13 protein-coding genes and 2 pseudogenes are annotated in these 15,154 nt (G+C 33.4%); 11 read left to right on the top strand and 4 right to left on the bottom strand.

Annotated elements, in window-relative coordinates; all coding sequences use genetic code 11:
* Positions 1 to 246 precede the first annotated feature (246 nt).
* The 11 genes and pseudogenes from K5V07_RS01615 to K5V07_RS01565 all read left to right on the top strand — a co-directional run bounded on the left by K5V07_RS01615 (position 247) and on the right by K5V07_RS01565 (position 10,725).
* Positions 247 to 795, top strand: a complete 549-nt coding sequence (locus K5V07_RS01615; RefSeq protein WP_086454734.1) for a 30S ribosomal protein S16 — start codon at positions 247 to 249, stop codon at positions 793 to 795.
* A gap of 14 nt (positions 796 to 809) precedes the next feature.
* Positions 810 to 1,334 (top strand): ribosome maturation factor RimM, encoded by a 525-nt coding sequence (gene rimM, locus K5V07_RS01610; protein ID WP_086454733.1) that lies wholly within the window; start codon positions 810 to 812, stop codon positions 1,332 to 1,334.
* A gap of 116 nt (positions 1,335 to 1,450) precedes the next feature.
* Complete coding sequence (locus tag K5V07_RS01605; protein WP_221916079.1) at positions 1,451 to 2,164, top strand: tRNA1(Val) (adenine(37)-N6)-methyltransferase; 714 nt, start codon at positions 1,451 to 1,453, stop codon at positions 2,162 to 2,164.
* 1,101 nt (positions 2,165 to 3,265) lie between these two features.
* Entirely contained in the window at positions 3,266 to 3,673 is a 408-nt protein-coding gene (locus K5V07_RS01600) for a hypothetical protein (RefSeq protein WP_221916078.1), read from the top strand.
* 50 nt (positions 3,674 to 3,723) lie between these two features.
* Entirely contained in the window at positions 3,724 to 4,491 is a 768-nt protein-coding gene (locus K5V07_RS01595; protein ID WP_221916077.1) for a GLPGLI family protein, read from the top strand.
* 467 nt (positions 4,492 to 4,958) lie between these two features.
* Positions 4,959 to 5,108: pseudogene (locus K5V07_RS01590) on the top strand (GLPGLI family protein); the annotation flags it as partial.
* A 93-nt stretch (positions 5,109 to 5,201) separates the two neighbouring features.
* On the top strand, positions 5,202 to 5,345 hold the full coding sequence (locus K5V07_RS01585) for a hypothetical protein (RefSeq protein WP_221916075.1): 144 nt from the start codon (positions 5,202 to 5,204) through the stop codon (positions 5,343 to 5,345).
* Between the two features lie 36 nt (positions 5,346 to 5,381).
* Complete coding sequence (locus K5V07_RS01580) at positions 5,382 to 8,039, top strand: carboxypeptidase-like regulatory domain-containing protein (RefSeq protein ID WP_221916074.1); 2,658 nt, start codon at positions 5,382 to 5,384, stop codon at positions 8,037 to 8,039.
* Positions 8,032 to 8,490, top strand: a pseudogene (locus K5V07_RS01575) (tRNA (adenine-N(6)-)-methyltransferase); the annotation flags it as partial. The gene K5V07_RS01580 and the pseudogene K5V07_RS01575, both read left to right, overlap by 8 nt.
* A 179-nt stretch (positions 8,491 to 8,669) precedes the next feature.
* Entirely contained in the window at positions 8,670 to 9,848 is a 1,179-nt protein-coding gene (locus tag K5V07_RS01570) for an acyl-CoA dehydrogenase family protein (RefSeq protein WP_158728584.1), read from the top strand.
* A 91-nt stretch (positions 9,849 to 9,939) separates the two neighbouring features.
* Positions 9,940 to 10,725: a DUF3050 domain-containing protein gene (locus K5V07_RS01565; RefSeq protein WP_221916073.1), complete on the top strand. Its 786-nt coding sequence runs from the start codon at positions 9,940 to 9,942 to the stop codon at positions 10,723 to 10,725.
* A 91-nt stretch (positions 10,726 to 10,816) separates the two neighbouring features.
* Here K5V07_RS01565 and K5V07_RS01560 read toward each other — a convergent pair whose 3' ends face one another.
* From K5V07_RS01560 to K5V07_RS01545, 4 genes are read right to left on the bottom strand one after another with little or no spacing between them, the layout of a single operon-like run.
* Positions 10,817 to 11,836: a hypothetical protein gene (locus K5V07_RS01560; protein WP_221916072.1), complete on the bottom strand. Its 1,020-nt coding sequence runs from the start codon at positions 11,834 to 11,836 to the stop codon at positions 10,817 to 10,819.
* The gene (locus tag K5V07_RS01555; RefSeq protein ID WP_221916071.1) at positions 11,817 to 13,442 is read right to left on the bottom strand and encodes an NAD(P)/FAD-dependent oxidoreductase; all 1,626 of its coding nucleotides are present in this window, start codon (positions 13,440 to 13,442) and stop codon (positions 11,817 to 11,819) included. The genes K5V07_RS01560 and K5V07_RS01555 overlap by 20 nt, the downstream gene beginning before the upstream one ends.
* A complete protein-coding gene (locus tag K5V07_RS01550) occupies positions 13,420 to 14,937 on the bottom strand; it encodes a polyamine aminopropyltransferase (protein ID WP_221916070.1) in 1,518 nt (505 codons plus the stop codon). Before K5V07_RS01550 ends, K5V07_RS01555 begins: the two co-directional genes overlap by 23 nt.
* Complete coding sequence (locus tag K5V07_RS01545; RefSeq protein WP_144891223.1) at positions 14,930 to 15,145, bottom strand: DUF350 domain-containing protein; 216 nt, start codon at positions 15,143 to 15,145, stop codon at positions 14,930 to 14,932. Before K5V07_RS01545 ends, K5V07_RS01550 begins: the two co-directional genes overlap by 8 nt.
* Positions 15,146 to 15,154 lie beyond the last annotated feature (9 nt).

Genomic DNA, 15,154 nt, shown 5'->3' with positions numbered 1-15,154 from the left:
CTAAAACTATCCTCGTTTTATCTCAAAAACAAAAAAACAACCCCAAAAAAAAGTTTAAAAAAATTATTTAACAGCGACTTCGTTGATAAAAAAGTAAAAATCCGTTTACCAAAAAATAACAATAAAATCACCTAACCTATTCCTTTACATTATTTTAAAATTCACAGTAGTAATTTTGAATAAAAAATGTATCTTTGCACCCTTAATTAATCGAGGTCGAGCACCTCAAAATTTAATCACAAGATTATGTCAGTAAAAATTAGATTACAAAGACACGGTAAAAAACAAAAACCTTTTTACTGGGTTGTAGCTGCAGATGCACGCTCAAAAAGAGATGGTAAATACCTAGAGAAAATTGGTACTTACAATCCTAACACTAACCCAGCGACTATCGAGTTAAACCTTGAAAGCGCAGTAAAATGGTTACACAATGGTGCACAACCTACAGATACTGCAAAAGCAATTCTTTCTTACAAAGGTGCTTTATTGAAACACCACCTTGATGGAGGTATTCGTAAAGGTGCTTTAACTCAAGAGCAAGCTGATGCAAAATTAGCGGCTTGGTTAGAAGCTAAAGCTGGTAAAGTTGACGCTAAAAAAGAAGGTTTGACTAAAGCTCAAGCTGCTGATAAAGCTAAAGCATTCAAAGCAGAACAAGAAGTAAATGCAAAACGTTTAGCTGCTGCTGCACAAGCAGAGGCAGATGCTATTGCAGCTGCAACTCCTGCTGTTGAAGAAGAAGTTGCTGAAGAGGCTCCTGCTGCTGAAGAAAACAACGAAACTACTGAAGCATAATTTAGAAGGCGACGATGCGTAAAGAAGATTGTTTCTACTTAGGTAAAATCGCTAAAAAATTTAGTTTCAAAGGGGAAGTTCTTGCCTATTTAGACACGGACGAACCTGAGTTATACGAAAACTTGGAATCAGTGTTTGTTGAATGCAACAAACACTTGGTTCCTTTTTTTATTGAAAGCAGTTCGCTGCACAAAAACGATTTTTTACGAATCCGTTTTGAAGATACAAATACCGAAGAAGAAGCCGATGCACTGATAGGCAATGATTTGTATTTACCATTGAAAATGTTGCCAAAACTAACCGGCAACAAGTTTTATTTCCACGAAGTAATTGGTTTTGAAGTTGAAGACAAACGTCTAGGAATCGTTGGTAAAATAGAATCTATAAATGATACCACTGCACAACCTTTATTTGAGGTTTTAAATGGCAGTGTAGAAATCTTAATCCCTATGATTGACCATTTCTTGGTTAAAATAGATCGTGAAAACAAAAAAGTAATCATGGATTTACCAGAGGGTCTGATCGAGATGTACCTATAATTTAGTAGGCAGTAATCAGTATTCAGTCGCAGTGGTCAATCTCTCGAAATCTGCAATTATCTCAAGTTGATTATCACAAAGGACAGCATTCATTACACTACAATCTAATACTACTTATGTCTAAATTCCAATTCAAACAATTTGCTGTTGAGCAAGACCGTTGTGCTATGAAAATTGGCACCGATGGAGTTCTTCTTGGCGCTTGGGCTCCTATCACCAATAATCCTTTTAGTATTTTGGATATTGGTGCCGGAAGTGGAATCATTGCCCTGATGCTTGCACAAAGAAGCAACGCTGAACAAATTGATGCTTTAGAGATTGACGAAGATGCCTATGAACAAGCGACCGATAATTTTGAAAACTCTCCATGGAGCGATCGGTTATTTTGTTACCATGCCGGTTTAGATGAATTTGTTGAAGAACCCGAAGACGAGTATGATGTAATTGTTTCCAACCCACCTTTTTACACCGAAGATTACAAAACGGGAAATGAGCAGCGCGATATAGCCCGTTTTGCTGATGCGATGCCTTTTGAAGAATTGATTGAAGCTGCAGATTTATTACTTTCTGAAAACGGAATATTCTCCGTAATCATTCCTTATAAAGAAGAAGAAAGCTTTTTGGCTATAGCCAATGAATACGAATTATATCCCTTAAAAATCACTCGCGTAAAAGGAACACCAACCACTGAAATCAAACGTAGTTTATTGGCTTTTAGCCGAAATGAAACTACTAATTTTGCAGTTGACGAATTAATTATCGAAACCGCAAGACACGTTTACACTCCAGAATATATTGCCTTGACTAAGGATTTTTATTTGAAGATGTAGAGACTTTAACTACACTCAACTAACAAATACGACTCTTGATAGAAAAGGTAAAACTATTTATAAAAAAAAGAACAGTAAAGTCCTTTTCTAAAATGACTTAGTTCCCTTCTTACATAATATTCATAAAATAAAACGCAATTGTATTTTATTTCATGCATATTATCAACTTATATAGCCACCAAAAATATAAATAACAAGTGAGAGATGAATCCTAAATAAATGCTCTTATCTTAAAAAATCAAAAAGCTAATAAAAAAATTCTTCCATCAGGAGTTAAGTTCAGAATAAATTGCACGATTTTTTTCAAAAAAACAGAAAATGATGCATATTAATTGAGTTAACCGATCAATAAATATATAGAAAGATTAAAAGGAAAAGTAGTTTATGTTTTAGACTATGTAGAACTAAAATCCAAAAAAATGACCCTTTGAAGAATACCTCCTTTGGTACTAAATCTTGGAAAATAAGAGTTCTATTTTAAATAAATATAAAACTACCTTTTTTTAACTCACAATCAATTAAATTGTAATAAAGTATAAACAAAATCGGATACAAATTAATAAAAAAAAGCATAAAAAATTAATTATTTCTTACTTGTCTATTGTTTAACTTTATTTACACTTTAAGTGCACAGCTAGACTCTATTTCAGCAATATCTTTGACTTATGATTTCCTGTAAAGATTTCTAAAAGGTAAGATTTAATAGATCAGACAAAAAATTCTATCTTTTATCAGTCTATAGGTAATTGAAAAATAATAAGAAACCAAAAAGTTTGAATTTCGCTTTACATCAGCTTTTTAAACAAGTAATCAATAGAATTTAATACAACAAAAGGCATCAATACAAAAGTGCCAAAAAACACATTAGTTTTTAAAACTATCGTGTCAATCAAAAAGATTTTCTCGATTCTAGATTGTAAAATTACACCCAAAATAGAGCCGTCTAAATAAACCGCTTGTAAGCAAAAATTAATGTTACTTTTTAAAGAGTTGGTTTGGCAACATTTCTGACAAAAAAATCAACCACAAAAAAAACAGCCATACTTCAAAAATGTTTTCGACGACATAAAGTATGACTGCAAATAATTAAAAAACAAAAATATGAAAAAATTATTATTTGGCCTAGTGGCTACAGTTATGTTTTCTTTTACAGGGTCTGCAAACACTATTGATCCTACTTTGAATTCAATGAATGAGGTAAGAACAGAAAAAGCATCTATATCTATTCAAACTGCTGATGCTAAAACAGTTTACAATTTTAATTCCATCAATGATTTTAAAAACCATACCAATGAAATCATAGAAGATGTAAACAATCAATCACTTGATGAGGCTTGTACCGTAACCATTACAATGTCAGTTACTGTTACTGTAAGTGGTGGTATACCTGGTGTAGTGGGCGGAGAAGTGTCAACTACTGTTTCAGGCTCAGTTACAGCTTCATGTGCCGGAGCTGTTGCTGCTGGCAAAAAACTACGTGCTAGTCTTGTAGAGATGGCACAAGGTTAAATAATATAAAAGCCCTAACTTTACAGTTAGGGCTAACTTAAAAAATAGTTATGAAAATAAACAAAATTCTTTTTTTACTTTTTTGTGGAGTAAATAGTTTCTCTCAAAACTTTATTTCTGCTGGGAAAATAGACTATGAAATGATGATTTATTCAGGAACTTCATATGATAACTATACTGCTTCATTATTGTTTAATGACTATTTTTCGAGATTTAATTATAATAGTAAAGATATTGGAGATAGAGTTACTGAAAACAAAGTGAACGATAATAACACCTCAATAATTATCAAAAAATCAGATACTACTAATTATGCTGTTTTTAATGATTTAAAAAAATCGGTTTTATATACTTTAGGTGGTAATGAAGTTATTTTTGAAAATGGAACAAAACAAGAATGGGAGCTAGTAAACGAAGAAAAAAAAATAGGTAATTTAGTTTGTTTCAAAGCGACTTGCGACTTTAGAGGACGCTCATACACTGCATGGTACGCTATTTCTATTCCAATTCCGTTGGGACCATGGAAATTTAAAGGGCTACCTGGATTAATTATTGAACTTTCGGATTCCAAAAATGAAGTGATTTTTTCTGTTAAAAAAATAGAAATCCCTTTTCAAAGTGAAGTAAATGGTTTAGATCCTAAATACAATTTAATATCAAGGGAAGAAGCCAAAATAATTACTAGTGCACAATTGATCAAGCAAAAAGCTAAAATGGAAGAGCGAGCTAAAATTTTGGAAAGTAAAGTTTCTAAAGGAGAGCGTTTGAAAATAAATGTATCTACGCCTATTTTAAAAAGAGGAATTGAATTAGATTAAGATGTAAAGATTATAAAAATCAGAACATTACGTACAAATAACACAGGAACTGACGTTAAAAAACTATGAAATTATTACTCGCTTTTCTGTTATTACCCTTTTATCTACTTAGTCAAAATTCGACAAGTGAAATTATATATTCATGTTATCTAAATAATGGAGGTTATTACAAATCAACCCTTTCATTTTTTCAAACTGAAAATTTATTTAAGAAAACTATAAAAAAAGGTTGCTGTTAGGTCCAATGATGAAAAGAATGAAGTCAATTTAAGTTTCAACTAGATTCTACAATCCCAGAAGCATTAGGGATGTATACCAATTTAAAAGAAGGTTTAATTATTGAAAATTTTTATCTTTATGTAGGATTATGAAATATGAATGACACGCTCTATGTAAAAGATAAAACGAGAATTATTGATTGGGAAGTAAGTGAAGAAACAAAAAAGATAAGTTAGTTTCTATGTCAAAAAGCCATGGGGAAATTTCGTGGTAGAGTTCATACGATATGGTTTACCAATGAAATTCCAGTAAGTTTTGGTCCATGGAAATTAAACGGATTTCCTGGTGTAATATTGGAAGCCCAAGACGAAACAAAAACATTTATGTTTTTTTTCTGAAAGTGTAACACTAAATCAAGATAAATAAATCAAGATAAATTTATCGTTAAAAAATACGCTACACCTATCAATGCTAAAGACAAGACTATTGCTATGTACAAAAAAACAGAAGAAGATATTTCAATGAAAATAAGAACTTCTTTACCTAGAGATGTAAAAATAACTAGTACAAAAACTGAAACAAAAGGAGTTGATGAAAATGATTTTATTGAAAAAAGTTTCGATGATATAAAATAAAAATAACGTATTACATTCTAATACGACGATACGAAAATGAACAAATTTCTCTTTCTCTTTTTACTAAGTTTTTCCATACAAGCACAATCGACTCTAACAGGTCACATACATGACATGGCAAAAAACCCCATTCCGTTTGTGAATGTATACATAAAGCCAACCGGGAGCAATGCAATTGCTGCTTATACCACTTCTGATAAAGACGGGAATTACAGTCTGACAACAAAAAAAACAGGGACCTTTGAGCTTAGTTTTAGTGCCATGTCCTATAAAACGGCTACTTTTTCAGTAGAAATAGAGCCCAATAAAGTATTTGTACAAAACGCAGTGTTAAGTAACGAGCAACTAGTCCTCAAAGAAGTAATTGTACAGTCGGAAAGACCCGTAACTATCAAAAAAGATACAATTACGATTAATGTGAAAACATTTTTAAAAGGTAATGAAACTGTAGTTGAAGATCTATTAAGAAACTTACCTGGTGTGAATGTAGGTGACGATGGCACGATTAAAATAGGAAATAAAGAAATTGAAAAAGTAATGGTAGAAGGTGACGATTTTTTTGAACGGGGCTACAAATTACTGACGAAAAACTTGAATGCAAACACAATCGATAAAGTAGAAATTTACCAAAAATACTCTAACAATAGATTACTCAAAGGAATTGAAAACAGCGACAAAGTAGCGATCAATTTAAAACTTAAAAAAGATTTAAAATTGCAGTGGTTTGGCAACATGAGTATGGGTTATGGCGTGGTAAGTGAAAATAGATATGAACTAAGAACCAACTTAATGTCTTTTGGTAAAAAAGCTAAATACTACCTCATTGGGAACCTCAACAATACAGGAATTGATGGAACTGGTGATATTGACCAACTAATTCGACCGTTTCGCATGGATGACATAGGTACTTTGGGTGATGATGAACAGTCGAATAGTTTGCTAAGTTTAAATAGTGCAAGTCCATCTTTGAAAAAAGAAATCACCAATTTTAATAATGCCGAAATGACATCGCTTAATACGATATTTACGCTATCTCCAAAAGTTAAAATGAAAACCTTGGGCTTTTTCAATTGGGATGAAAATGATTTTTTTAGAAATGGATTCCAATCATACAAAATCAACAATACCACTTTTACCAATACCGAAGATTATGCTTTGAAGAAAAAAAAGGTGATTGGTTTTGGGAAAATAGATTTGACTTATGATGTGTCCAAAACCAAAATGTTGGAATTTACTAGTAAGTACAACAATGGTCGACATGACAGTCAGTCTAGTTTGGTATTCAACAATGATCCTACCATTGAAAAACTTAAGGAAGACAACCAATTGATTGATCAAAAATTGGTTTTTACCAATAAAATATCCGACAAAAAAGTGTTTATTATAACTGGACGATATATCAATGAGAAATCTCCACAACAATATAATATCAATTCGTTTTTGTTTCCTGATTTATTCCCTAAGCAAAGCAATACTGCGGCTTTGTCGCAAATGAGTGAAAACAAAATGCAATTTGGTGCCATCGATGGTCATTTGTTAGACCGAAAAAAGAACGATAATTTACTAGAAATACAAGCGGGTTTTAAATTCCGTCATGATATTTTAAATACATCCTTGTTTTTTGAAACCAACAATACTAGCTCAATAGCTTCGCAAGATTACCAGAACCAAGTACAATACAACAGCAGCGATTTTTATTTTAAATCGAAATATTTATACAAAAAAGGGAAGTATGGTCTTGTTGCTCAAATAGATGCACATCAACTTATTAATCATTTTACTTCTTTTGATGAGGAGCAAAAACAACAACCTTTTTTTGTGAATCCAAAAATTGGCATAAACTGGGAAATCAACAAAAATAACAAAGTAGTCACATCCTATTCTTATAACACGACCAATGCTAAAATTCTTGATATCTATTCTAATTATGTACTTACAAGTTATCGCAACTTTGATAAAGGAGTTTCTAGCTTAAACCAGATTAACGCGAGCACATTGTTTTTTAATTATGGTATAGGTAATTGGGGCAATAAGTTTTTCGCTAATTTCTCGGCGGTTTATAACAAAGACCATGATTTTTATTCCACTAACACAAATTTAGCTCCTAATTATTCACAAACAGAAAAAATCATCATCAAAAACCGTGATATGTTTAGTTTGAGTACTAATACTGATTATTTCATTAAATATATTAGTTCCAATCTAAAACTGACTTCGAGTTATTCGAAATCCAATTATAAAAACATTGTGAATAGCACCAACTTAAGGGAAGTAATCACAAACAATTACAATTATGGCTTTGAACTGAGATCAGGTTTTAAAGGGATTTTCAATTATCACATAGGTAGTAAATGGACAACAAGCGAAGTGGAGACATCAATAGTCAATAAGAACACAAACAATATGAGTTTTTTGGATTTGAATTTTAATTTTTCTAAAAAATTCAATGTCGATCTTCAAAGTGAGCGCTACTTTTTTGGCAACCTAAATAAAAACAACAACCGATATTACTTTTCAGATTTAGAATCAAAGTACACTGTTAAAGATAATAAATTATCGTTTGTCCTCTCTGGCAAAAATCTTTTCAATACTAAAAAATTCACCGAATACTATGTGAGTGATATCTCTGTATCTTCTACAGAATATCGTTTGTTATCTCGATATGTATTGTTAAAGATTGACTATAGGTTTTGATGAACTTATTCAAGTAACCGAAGACGAACCGAGCGATAGGGAACTGGCGCAGCAGTACGATATAATTGTATCCAATCCACCTTTTTATACCGAAGACTACAAAACGGAAAACGAGCAGCGCGATATCGCCCGTTTTGCTGATGCGACGCCTTTTGAAGAATTAATTGAGGCCGAAGATTTATTACTTTCTGAAAACGGAATATTCTCCATAATTATTCCCTACAAAGAAGAAGAAAATTTCTTGGTTATTGCAGCAGCGTAGGAGTTGTATCCTATGAAAATCAATCACGTAAAAGGAACACCAACCACTGAAATCAAAGGTAGTTTATTGGCTTTTAACCGAAAAGGAACTATTCATTTTCTAGTAGTTGAATTAATTATTGAAACCGCAAGACACGTATACACTCCAGAATATATTGAATTGACGAAAGATTTTAATTTGAAGATATAAAAAATTCAAACTTAAACAAAATCTAAAACTTATTTTAGTGTTCCAAATGTGAAACTTAAGTTTTACTTTAGTAGCTTGATTAACTGCTTAATTCAAATAAAAATATAAAAATATAACAATTGTTAATGGTTTTGTTATATTTCTTTATGTAAATTTGTAGCTATAAAAAGTACTAAACCATGAGACCAGACTTATTTCAATCACCAGATTATTATAACTTAGACGATTTACTAACCGAAGAACACAAACTAGTGCGCGAATCCGCACGTGCTTGGGTAAAAAAAGAAGTATCGCCTATTATTGAAGACTTTGCGCAACGTGCTGAATTCCCGAAACAAATTATAAAAGGTTTAGGTGAAATTGGTGGTTTTGGTCCGTACATCCCTGTTGAATACGGAGGTGCTGGTTTAGACCAAATATCATACGGATTGATCATGCAAGAAATTGAGCGCGGAGATTCTGGTGTTCGTTCTACTTCATCTGTACAATCGTCGTTAGTGATGTATCCAATTTGGAAATACGGTAACGAAGAGCAACGCATGAAATATTTACCAAAATTAGCTACTGGAGAATACATGGGTTGTTTTGGCTTGACCGAACCTGATCATGGATCAAATCCTGGCGGAATGACTACCAACTTTAAGGACATGGGCGACCATTACCTTTTAAATGGTGCCAAAATGTGGATTTCTAATGCTCCCTTTGCTGATATAGCCGTAGTTTGGGCTAAAAATGAAGAAGGTAGAATTCACGGTTTAATTGTCGAGCGCGGTATGGAAGGTTTCACCACTCCAGAAACGCACAACAAATGGTCGCTTCGTGCATCATCTACAGGAGAATTAATTTTTGACAACGTAAAGGTTCCAAAAGAAAACCTTTTACCAAATAAATCTGGATTAGGAGCACCACTTGGTTGCTTAGACTCGGCTCGTTACGGAATTGCTTGGGGTGCTATTGGTGCCGCTATGGATTGCTACGATACCGCTTTGCGTTATGCCAAGGAAAGAATTCAGTTTGACAAACCAATTGCAGGAACACAATTGCAACAAAAGAAATTGGCGGAAATGATTACTGAAATCACCAAAGCACAATTGCTAACTTGGAGACTTGGTGTTTTACGAAATGAAGGAAAAGCAACAACGGCTCAAATCTCGATGGCCAAAAGAAACAATGTTGATATGGCAATCAACATAGCACGTGAAGCCAGACAAATTTTAGGCGGAATGGGGATTACAGGAGAATACTCTATCATGCGCCACATGATGAACTTAGAATCTGTAATTACATACGAAGGTACACATGACATTCACTTGCTAATCACAGGTATGGATATTACTGGAATTCCAGCTTTTAAGTAGTAGTAAACGTTTATTAAAGTATACTTAAAAATGATAACAAAGGCTTCTTGGAAACAAGAAGCTTTTTTATCTTTACACAAAAATACCACCTATGAATATTGCCACTATAAACAATAGTATTCAATCACAAAAAGAACAATTACTTCAACACACATTGTACAACAAAGTGAGAACAATTGAAGATTTACAGTGTTTTCTTGAAAATCACGTCTACGCTGTTTGGGACTTCATGTCCCTTTTAAAAGCACTTCAGTCAAAGCTTACTTGCACAACAACACCTTGGTTTGCAACTGCAAATCCTGAAACGAGATATTTAATCAATGAAATCGTATTAGCCGAAGAATCAGATTTAACTCTTGATGGCAAGCGCTCCAGTCATTATGAAATGTATATTGAGGCCATGAAAGCATGCAATGCTAGTACGGCAGGTATACAAGACTTTTTGAATGAAGTAGACTCTTTGAAAAACATCTTTGTTGCGATTAAAACAAGTAATTTACATCCCAATATTAAAGCTTTTTTAGACTTTACTTTCCGAGTTATTGAAGAAGGTAAATCTCATGAAATTGCCGCTGCTTTCACTTTTGGCAGAGAAGATTTAATTCCAAGTATGTTCACTGAAATCTTGAAGAACTTTCAAGCTAATTTCCCTGAAACAGACTTGAGTAAACTTATCTATTATTTTGAAAGACATATTGAACTTGACGGTGACGAACACGGACCTATGGCCATGAAAATGATCACAGAGCTTTGTGGTACTGACGAACAAAAATGGTCAGATGTAGAGGAAGTATCGAAAATGGCATTAGAAAAAAGAATTGGTCTTTGGGATGCTATAGAAGAACAATTAATTCCTGAAAAAATACTAGCTGATTAGTAAAAAGTCTGCCTTAACATATTGCAAATCCTGATTCATCATCAGGATTTTTTTTTGCAGTAGCAACAATTATTCTTTTCAAATTGAAAAGTTACTTCTTGGATTTCCAAATAAAACCATCTAGTAAATAATGAGTGAATTGCGGTACCGTGAGTAAGGGGACTAAGATAAATTGCCAGCTGGAAAAATCATAATTAGCAACAGCAAACTGTTCGTTCCAAACCAAAATTTCCCAAAAATATTCTTCGCAAAAAGCGATAAAAAGCACAAAACCAATAAAAAGAAGTACTCCTCTAGCACCTCGCAGAGAACCTAAAAAACGATATGAATTAGAGCTGTTTTTTTGAATGTCATTAAGATAAATCAAAGCCATATACGGAATACCGTGAGAAACCACATTGAGTAAAGTAAAAACCAAATCATTATTAAAATATACGATTCCGAAATACCATGATAAAAAAGTTCCGGCAATAATGGCATTTTTTGGAATATTAAAATACTGATCTTTTACATATTTATACCCCGTAAAAACTAGATAACTTACAAGAATTAATGCGTAAACCCAACCTAAAACACTTAAAATTTCTTGATGTTCAAGTTTTACAAAATCGTGGGGCGTGAACCAGTTGAAGGCTCTGGGTGTTGAAAAAAACCAATACAGCATAGGATATCCTGTAGCGGTATAAATAACTAAAGCATCGAAAAAAGTACTCCACTTGGTTTTTACTTCTTTACGTGAATACAAGCGCATGAATCCATATTGTTGCCTTATAAAATGAAAAACAGCCACATACGCCAAGACTGACCAAAAGACAAGGCTTCCAAAACTAAAGAGAATCATACCAATTACAAAACATAAAATCGGGAGAAAAATCAATAAAGACCGTCTTTTTTGAAATGCCTCTAGAACAAAATACGTTTTAAACAAGGTAGAATACACATGCGCCACATCTATAAAAACAATCAGAAACAACCAGGTATAAAAGGAAAAATGCTCCTCAACATACTGTAACGCATCTTGAAATAAAAAAACGACAGCAACCACAAAAAAAGCAGGTGCTAGAATAAAAACAACATCTGTTTTGGGCTTATCAATCCACGGTTGCTCCATCTAGAATTGTGTTTACAGTGTTAATACCTTGATGAAATGCTTCTTCAAAAATTGAAATACCCGCCAAATCAGAATGTGCAAAGAAAATCCGATTATCAATGCTAACTGAAGCTTCTTTTTTGGCTTGACCAAAAATAAAACCCGGAACAGGACTAATCATTCCATGTCCCAATCGATAAATGTGTATGTCCTCTATAAAACTTTCAATGGTGGGATGCGCCATTTTTAAATCGTCAAGAACTATTTGTTTCCAATAGTTTTCTTTTTGGGAGTATAATAGTCTACGGTTTTTCTTAATCTCTAGTGTTGAAAAACTATAATAATACGTAATCACTTTCTTCGGTTGGATTTGCTGTACCGTTTGATGTTGATCATAAATGTATCCCAATCCTTTTGAACCATAAATTACATTGTCCCAACACAAGGGAAAACTACCATTATCTGGAAGTTCTGAAACTACGAGAGTTGCCAAAAACCACGGCGCGTAGTGAAAATCTTTAATGTTTTTTTTTCTATCCTTAAATAAATATTGATTGACAAACTGAGGTGTAGCCATAATAACCTTGTCCGCAATTATCTCCATTGAAGTTTGATTTTGCGCATCATATGTGACAGCAATTACTTTATTGTTTTCAATTTTTACATCAAATACAATGTGGTTGGTTAGTGTTTTAGAATGGGTATGTTTTTTTAAATGTGATGCCAAACGTGCATTGCCTTCGGGCCAAGTAAGTACGGTATCATTTCCATCTGGAGCCGTGTCTTGCTTACGAGCTGCAAAGTAGTGAATACCCGCCCAAGCCGAAACTTCTTTGATCCCTAAACCAAAATCATCTCTACAGCAATAATCAATGTAATTCAAGAGTGGTTGCGCTGTATACCCATCTTGCGCGCACCATTGCAGCATTGTTATTTTATCTAAAGCCCGTATGGATGAGTCCTGAGAAGACTTGGATAACGGAATATCAAAATAATACACTCCATCTTTATCTTTGCCCGTTCTAAAAGTGCTCATCTTCATGAAAAAATCTTGAATTTGTGCATCTTCATCTGGCGTGTTTCCTGTTTTTGGTACCAAACCTTCCTGCCAATTGTTTCTATAAAATAATCTTTCATCTGGTGCAAATGTGAGTTGTTGCGCATCAAATATTGGAAAACCCTCATGATCATAACCTTGAATAATGGCTTCTTCCTCAAGAAAATCAAGCAGTTCTTGATCTGATTTATTAGGCAATGGTAAGTAATGCGCTCCTAGCGGATATTTAGAATACTTGTTTTCTCCACTTGATGAATTTCCTCCTAAATGGTTTTCTAATTCCACCACTAAAAAATCATGAATTCCTTTTTTTGAAAATTGCCTAGCAGCACTTAGCCCGGATATTCCGCCTCCCACAATTAAATAGGGAATATGAATTTGCTTGGTTGGTTTTGGAAAGTTTTTGGTACGCAATCGGTGCCCCAAGATATGATTGGTGCCAGACAAACGAATAAGAACCTGAATTACCTTTTCTTGACATGCCTGTAAAAATGGAACTGCTAATAAAGCTAATCCAACCGTTTTTACAAAAAAACGTCTCGAGGTATTATAATTTTCCCCATTCTTCATCAAAGTAGCGCACTAAAATTTGGTTATCTAATCGATTGATTTCAATGTCTTTTGAAATCATATCTTTGGCAAAATAATTGAATTTATCAAACTGATAATTGTAAAAACGCAACCCTTCTACTTGCCTGTTTACGGTGTTAAAATTAGTTTGAAACCCATTCATAGCAATTGAAAATCCCCATTCTCCAAAAGAAGGAACATAGGCATGATACGCATCCACCTGCGGAAAAACTTCCATCATGGTTTTATTGATACACCAAAACGATTTTGGAGCAAAATAAGGAGAAGTAGTTTGCACAACCACAACGGCATCTGGCGTTAAAATTTGTTTGAGGGTGCTGTAAAAACTCCAAGAATACAACTTCCCTAAGCTGTAATTTGAAGGATCTGGAAAGTCCACCACCACTACATCATATTGTTTTTTGGTATTCTTAGCCCATACAAAAGCATCTTTGTTGAGTACTTCTACTTTGGGATTATTCAAGGAATTTGCATTGAATTTAGTTAAAACAGAATTGGTTTGAAACAACTTGGTCATTCCTTCATCAAGATCTACAAGAGTAACATGCTTTACATCTTTATATTTTAAAATTTCTCGAACGGCTAATCCGTCACCACCGCCTAAAACCAAAACATTATCTACTTTTTTAGCCATAGACATAGCAGGATGCACCAGCGCTTCATGATATCTGTATTCATCTGTTGAGCTGAATTGCAAATTATTATTCAAGTACAAGCGGTAATCACTCTTGTTATGAGTAAGCACAATGCGCTGGTAGGGAGTTGCATTTGAGTAAATAATATTTTCCCCATACAGTTTACCCTCAGAATATGACAAAATAGAATTTGAAAACAAGTACACTACAAACAAGATTAAGAAAGCTCCAATAGCCTTGGTTCTTAATAGATATAAGCTCTTCAATTCGGCTTTTAAAAGAAAGCACAAGCCAATGGCAATACTCACGTTGATCATCCCAAAAAACAAGGAAGTTCCCATGATTCCGAGTTTAGGAACCAACACTAACGGAAATAATATGGATGCCAATAATGCACCGATATAATCAAAAGTAAACACATTAGAAACCAAGTCTCTAAACTGTACTTTGTCTTTTAAAATGTTCATCAACAATGGGATTTCAAGTCCTACAAGACAGCCTGTTACAAACACCAAAAGGTATAAAATAAATTGAAAAGAGTAAACACTCTCAAACAGTAAGAACAGTACAACAGAACTTAAACCACCAATAAGTCCAACCAAGATTTCAATTTCAACAAAAGTGTTGAGCATGTTCTTTGTTAGAAATTTAGAAAAATAAGAACCTACTCCCATGGAGAAAAGATAGACCCCTATGATAAACGAAAACTGTTTCACTGAATCGCCTAATAAATAACTGGCAAGCGTTCCTGCGACTAGCTCATAAACCAAACCACAGGTTGCAATTGTAAAAACAGCAAAAAGAAGCAGGTATTCAAACTTTAAAAATTTTTTACCCATGTATTGCGGCACTAATAATCATTGAAAAACCAATAATAAGTGCACCAAAGACAATAGCTACAGCGGTATTATTTTTTTCTGTAATTTGTTTCCAGGTATTCTCGGGAGTTAGTTTTTCAATAATAAAGTACGCTATCAGCAAAATGATAATTCCTAAAAGTGAAAAAACAAGCGAGTTTAAAATAGGTTTTGAAGCGATAAAATCCATATTTGATAG

The sequence above is a fragment of the Flavobacterium sp. CHNK8 genome (genome assembly GCF_019774515.1).
GTDB lineage: Bacteria > Bacteroidota > Bacteroidia > Flavobacteriales > Flavobacteriaceae > Flavobacterium > Flavobacterium tiangeerense.
This window is presented reverse-complemented; position numbering and strand designations above follow the sequence as displayed.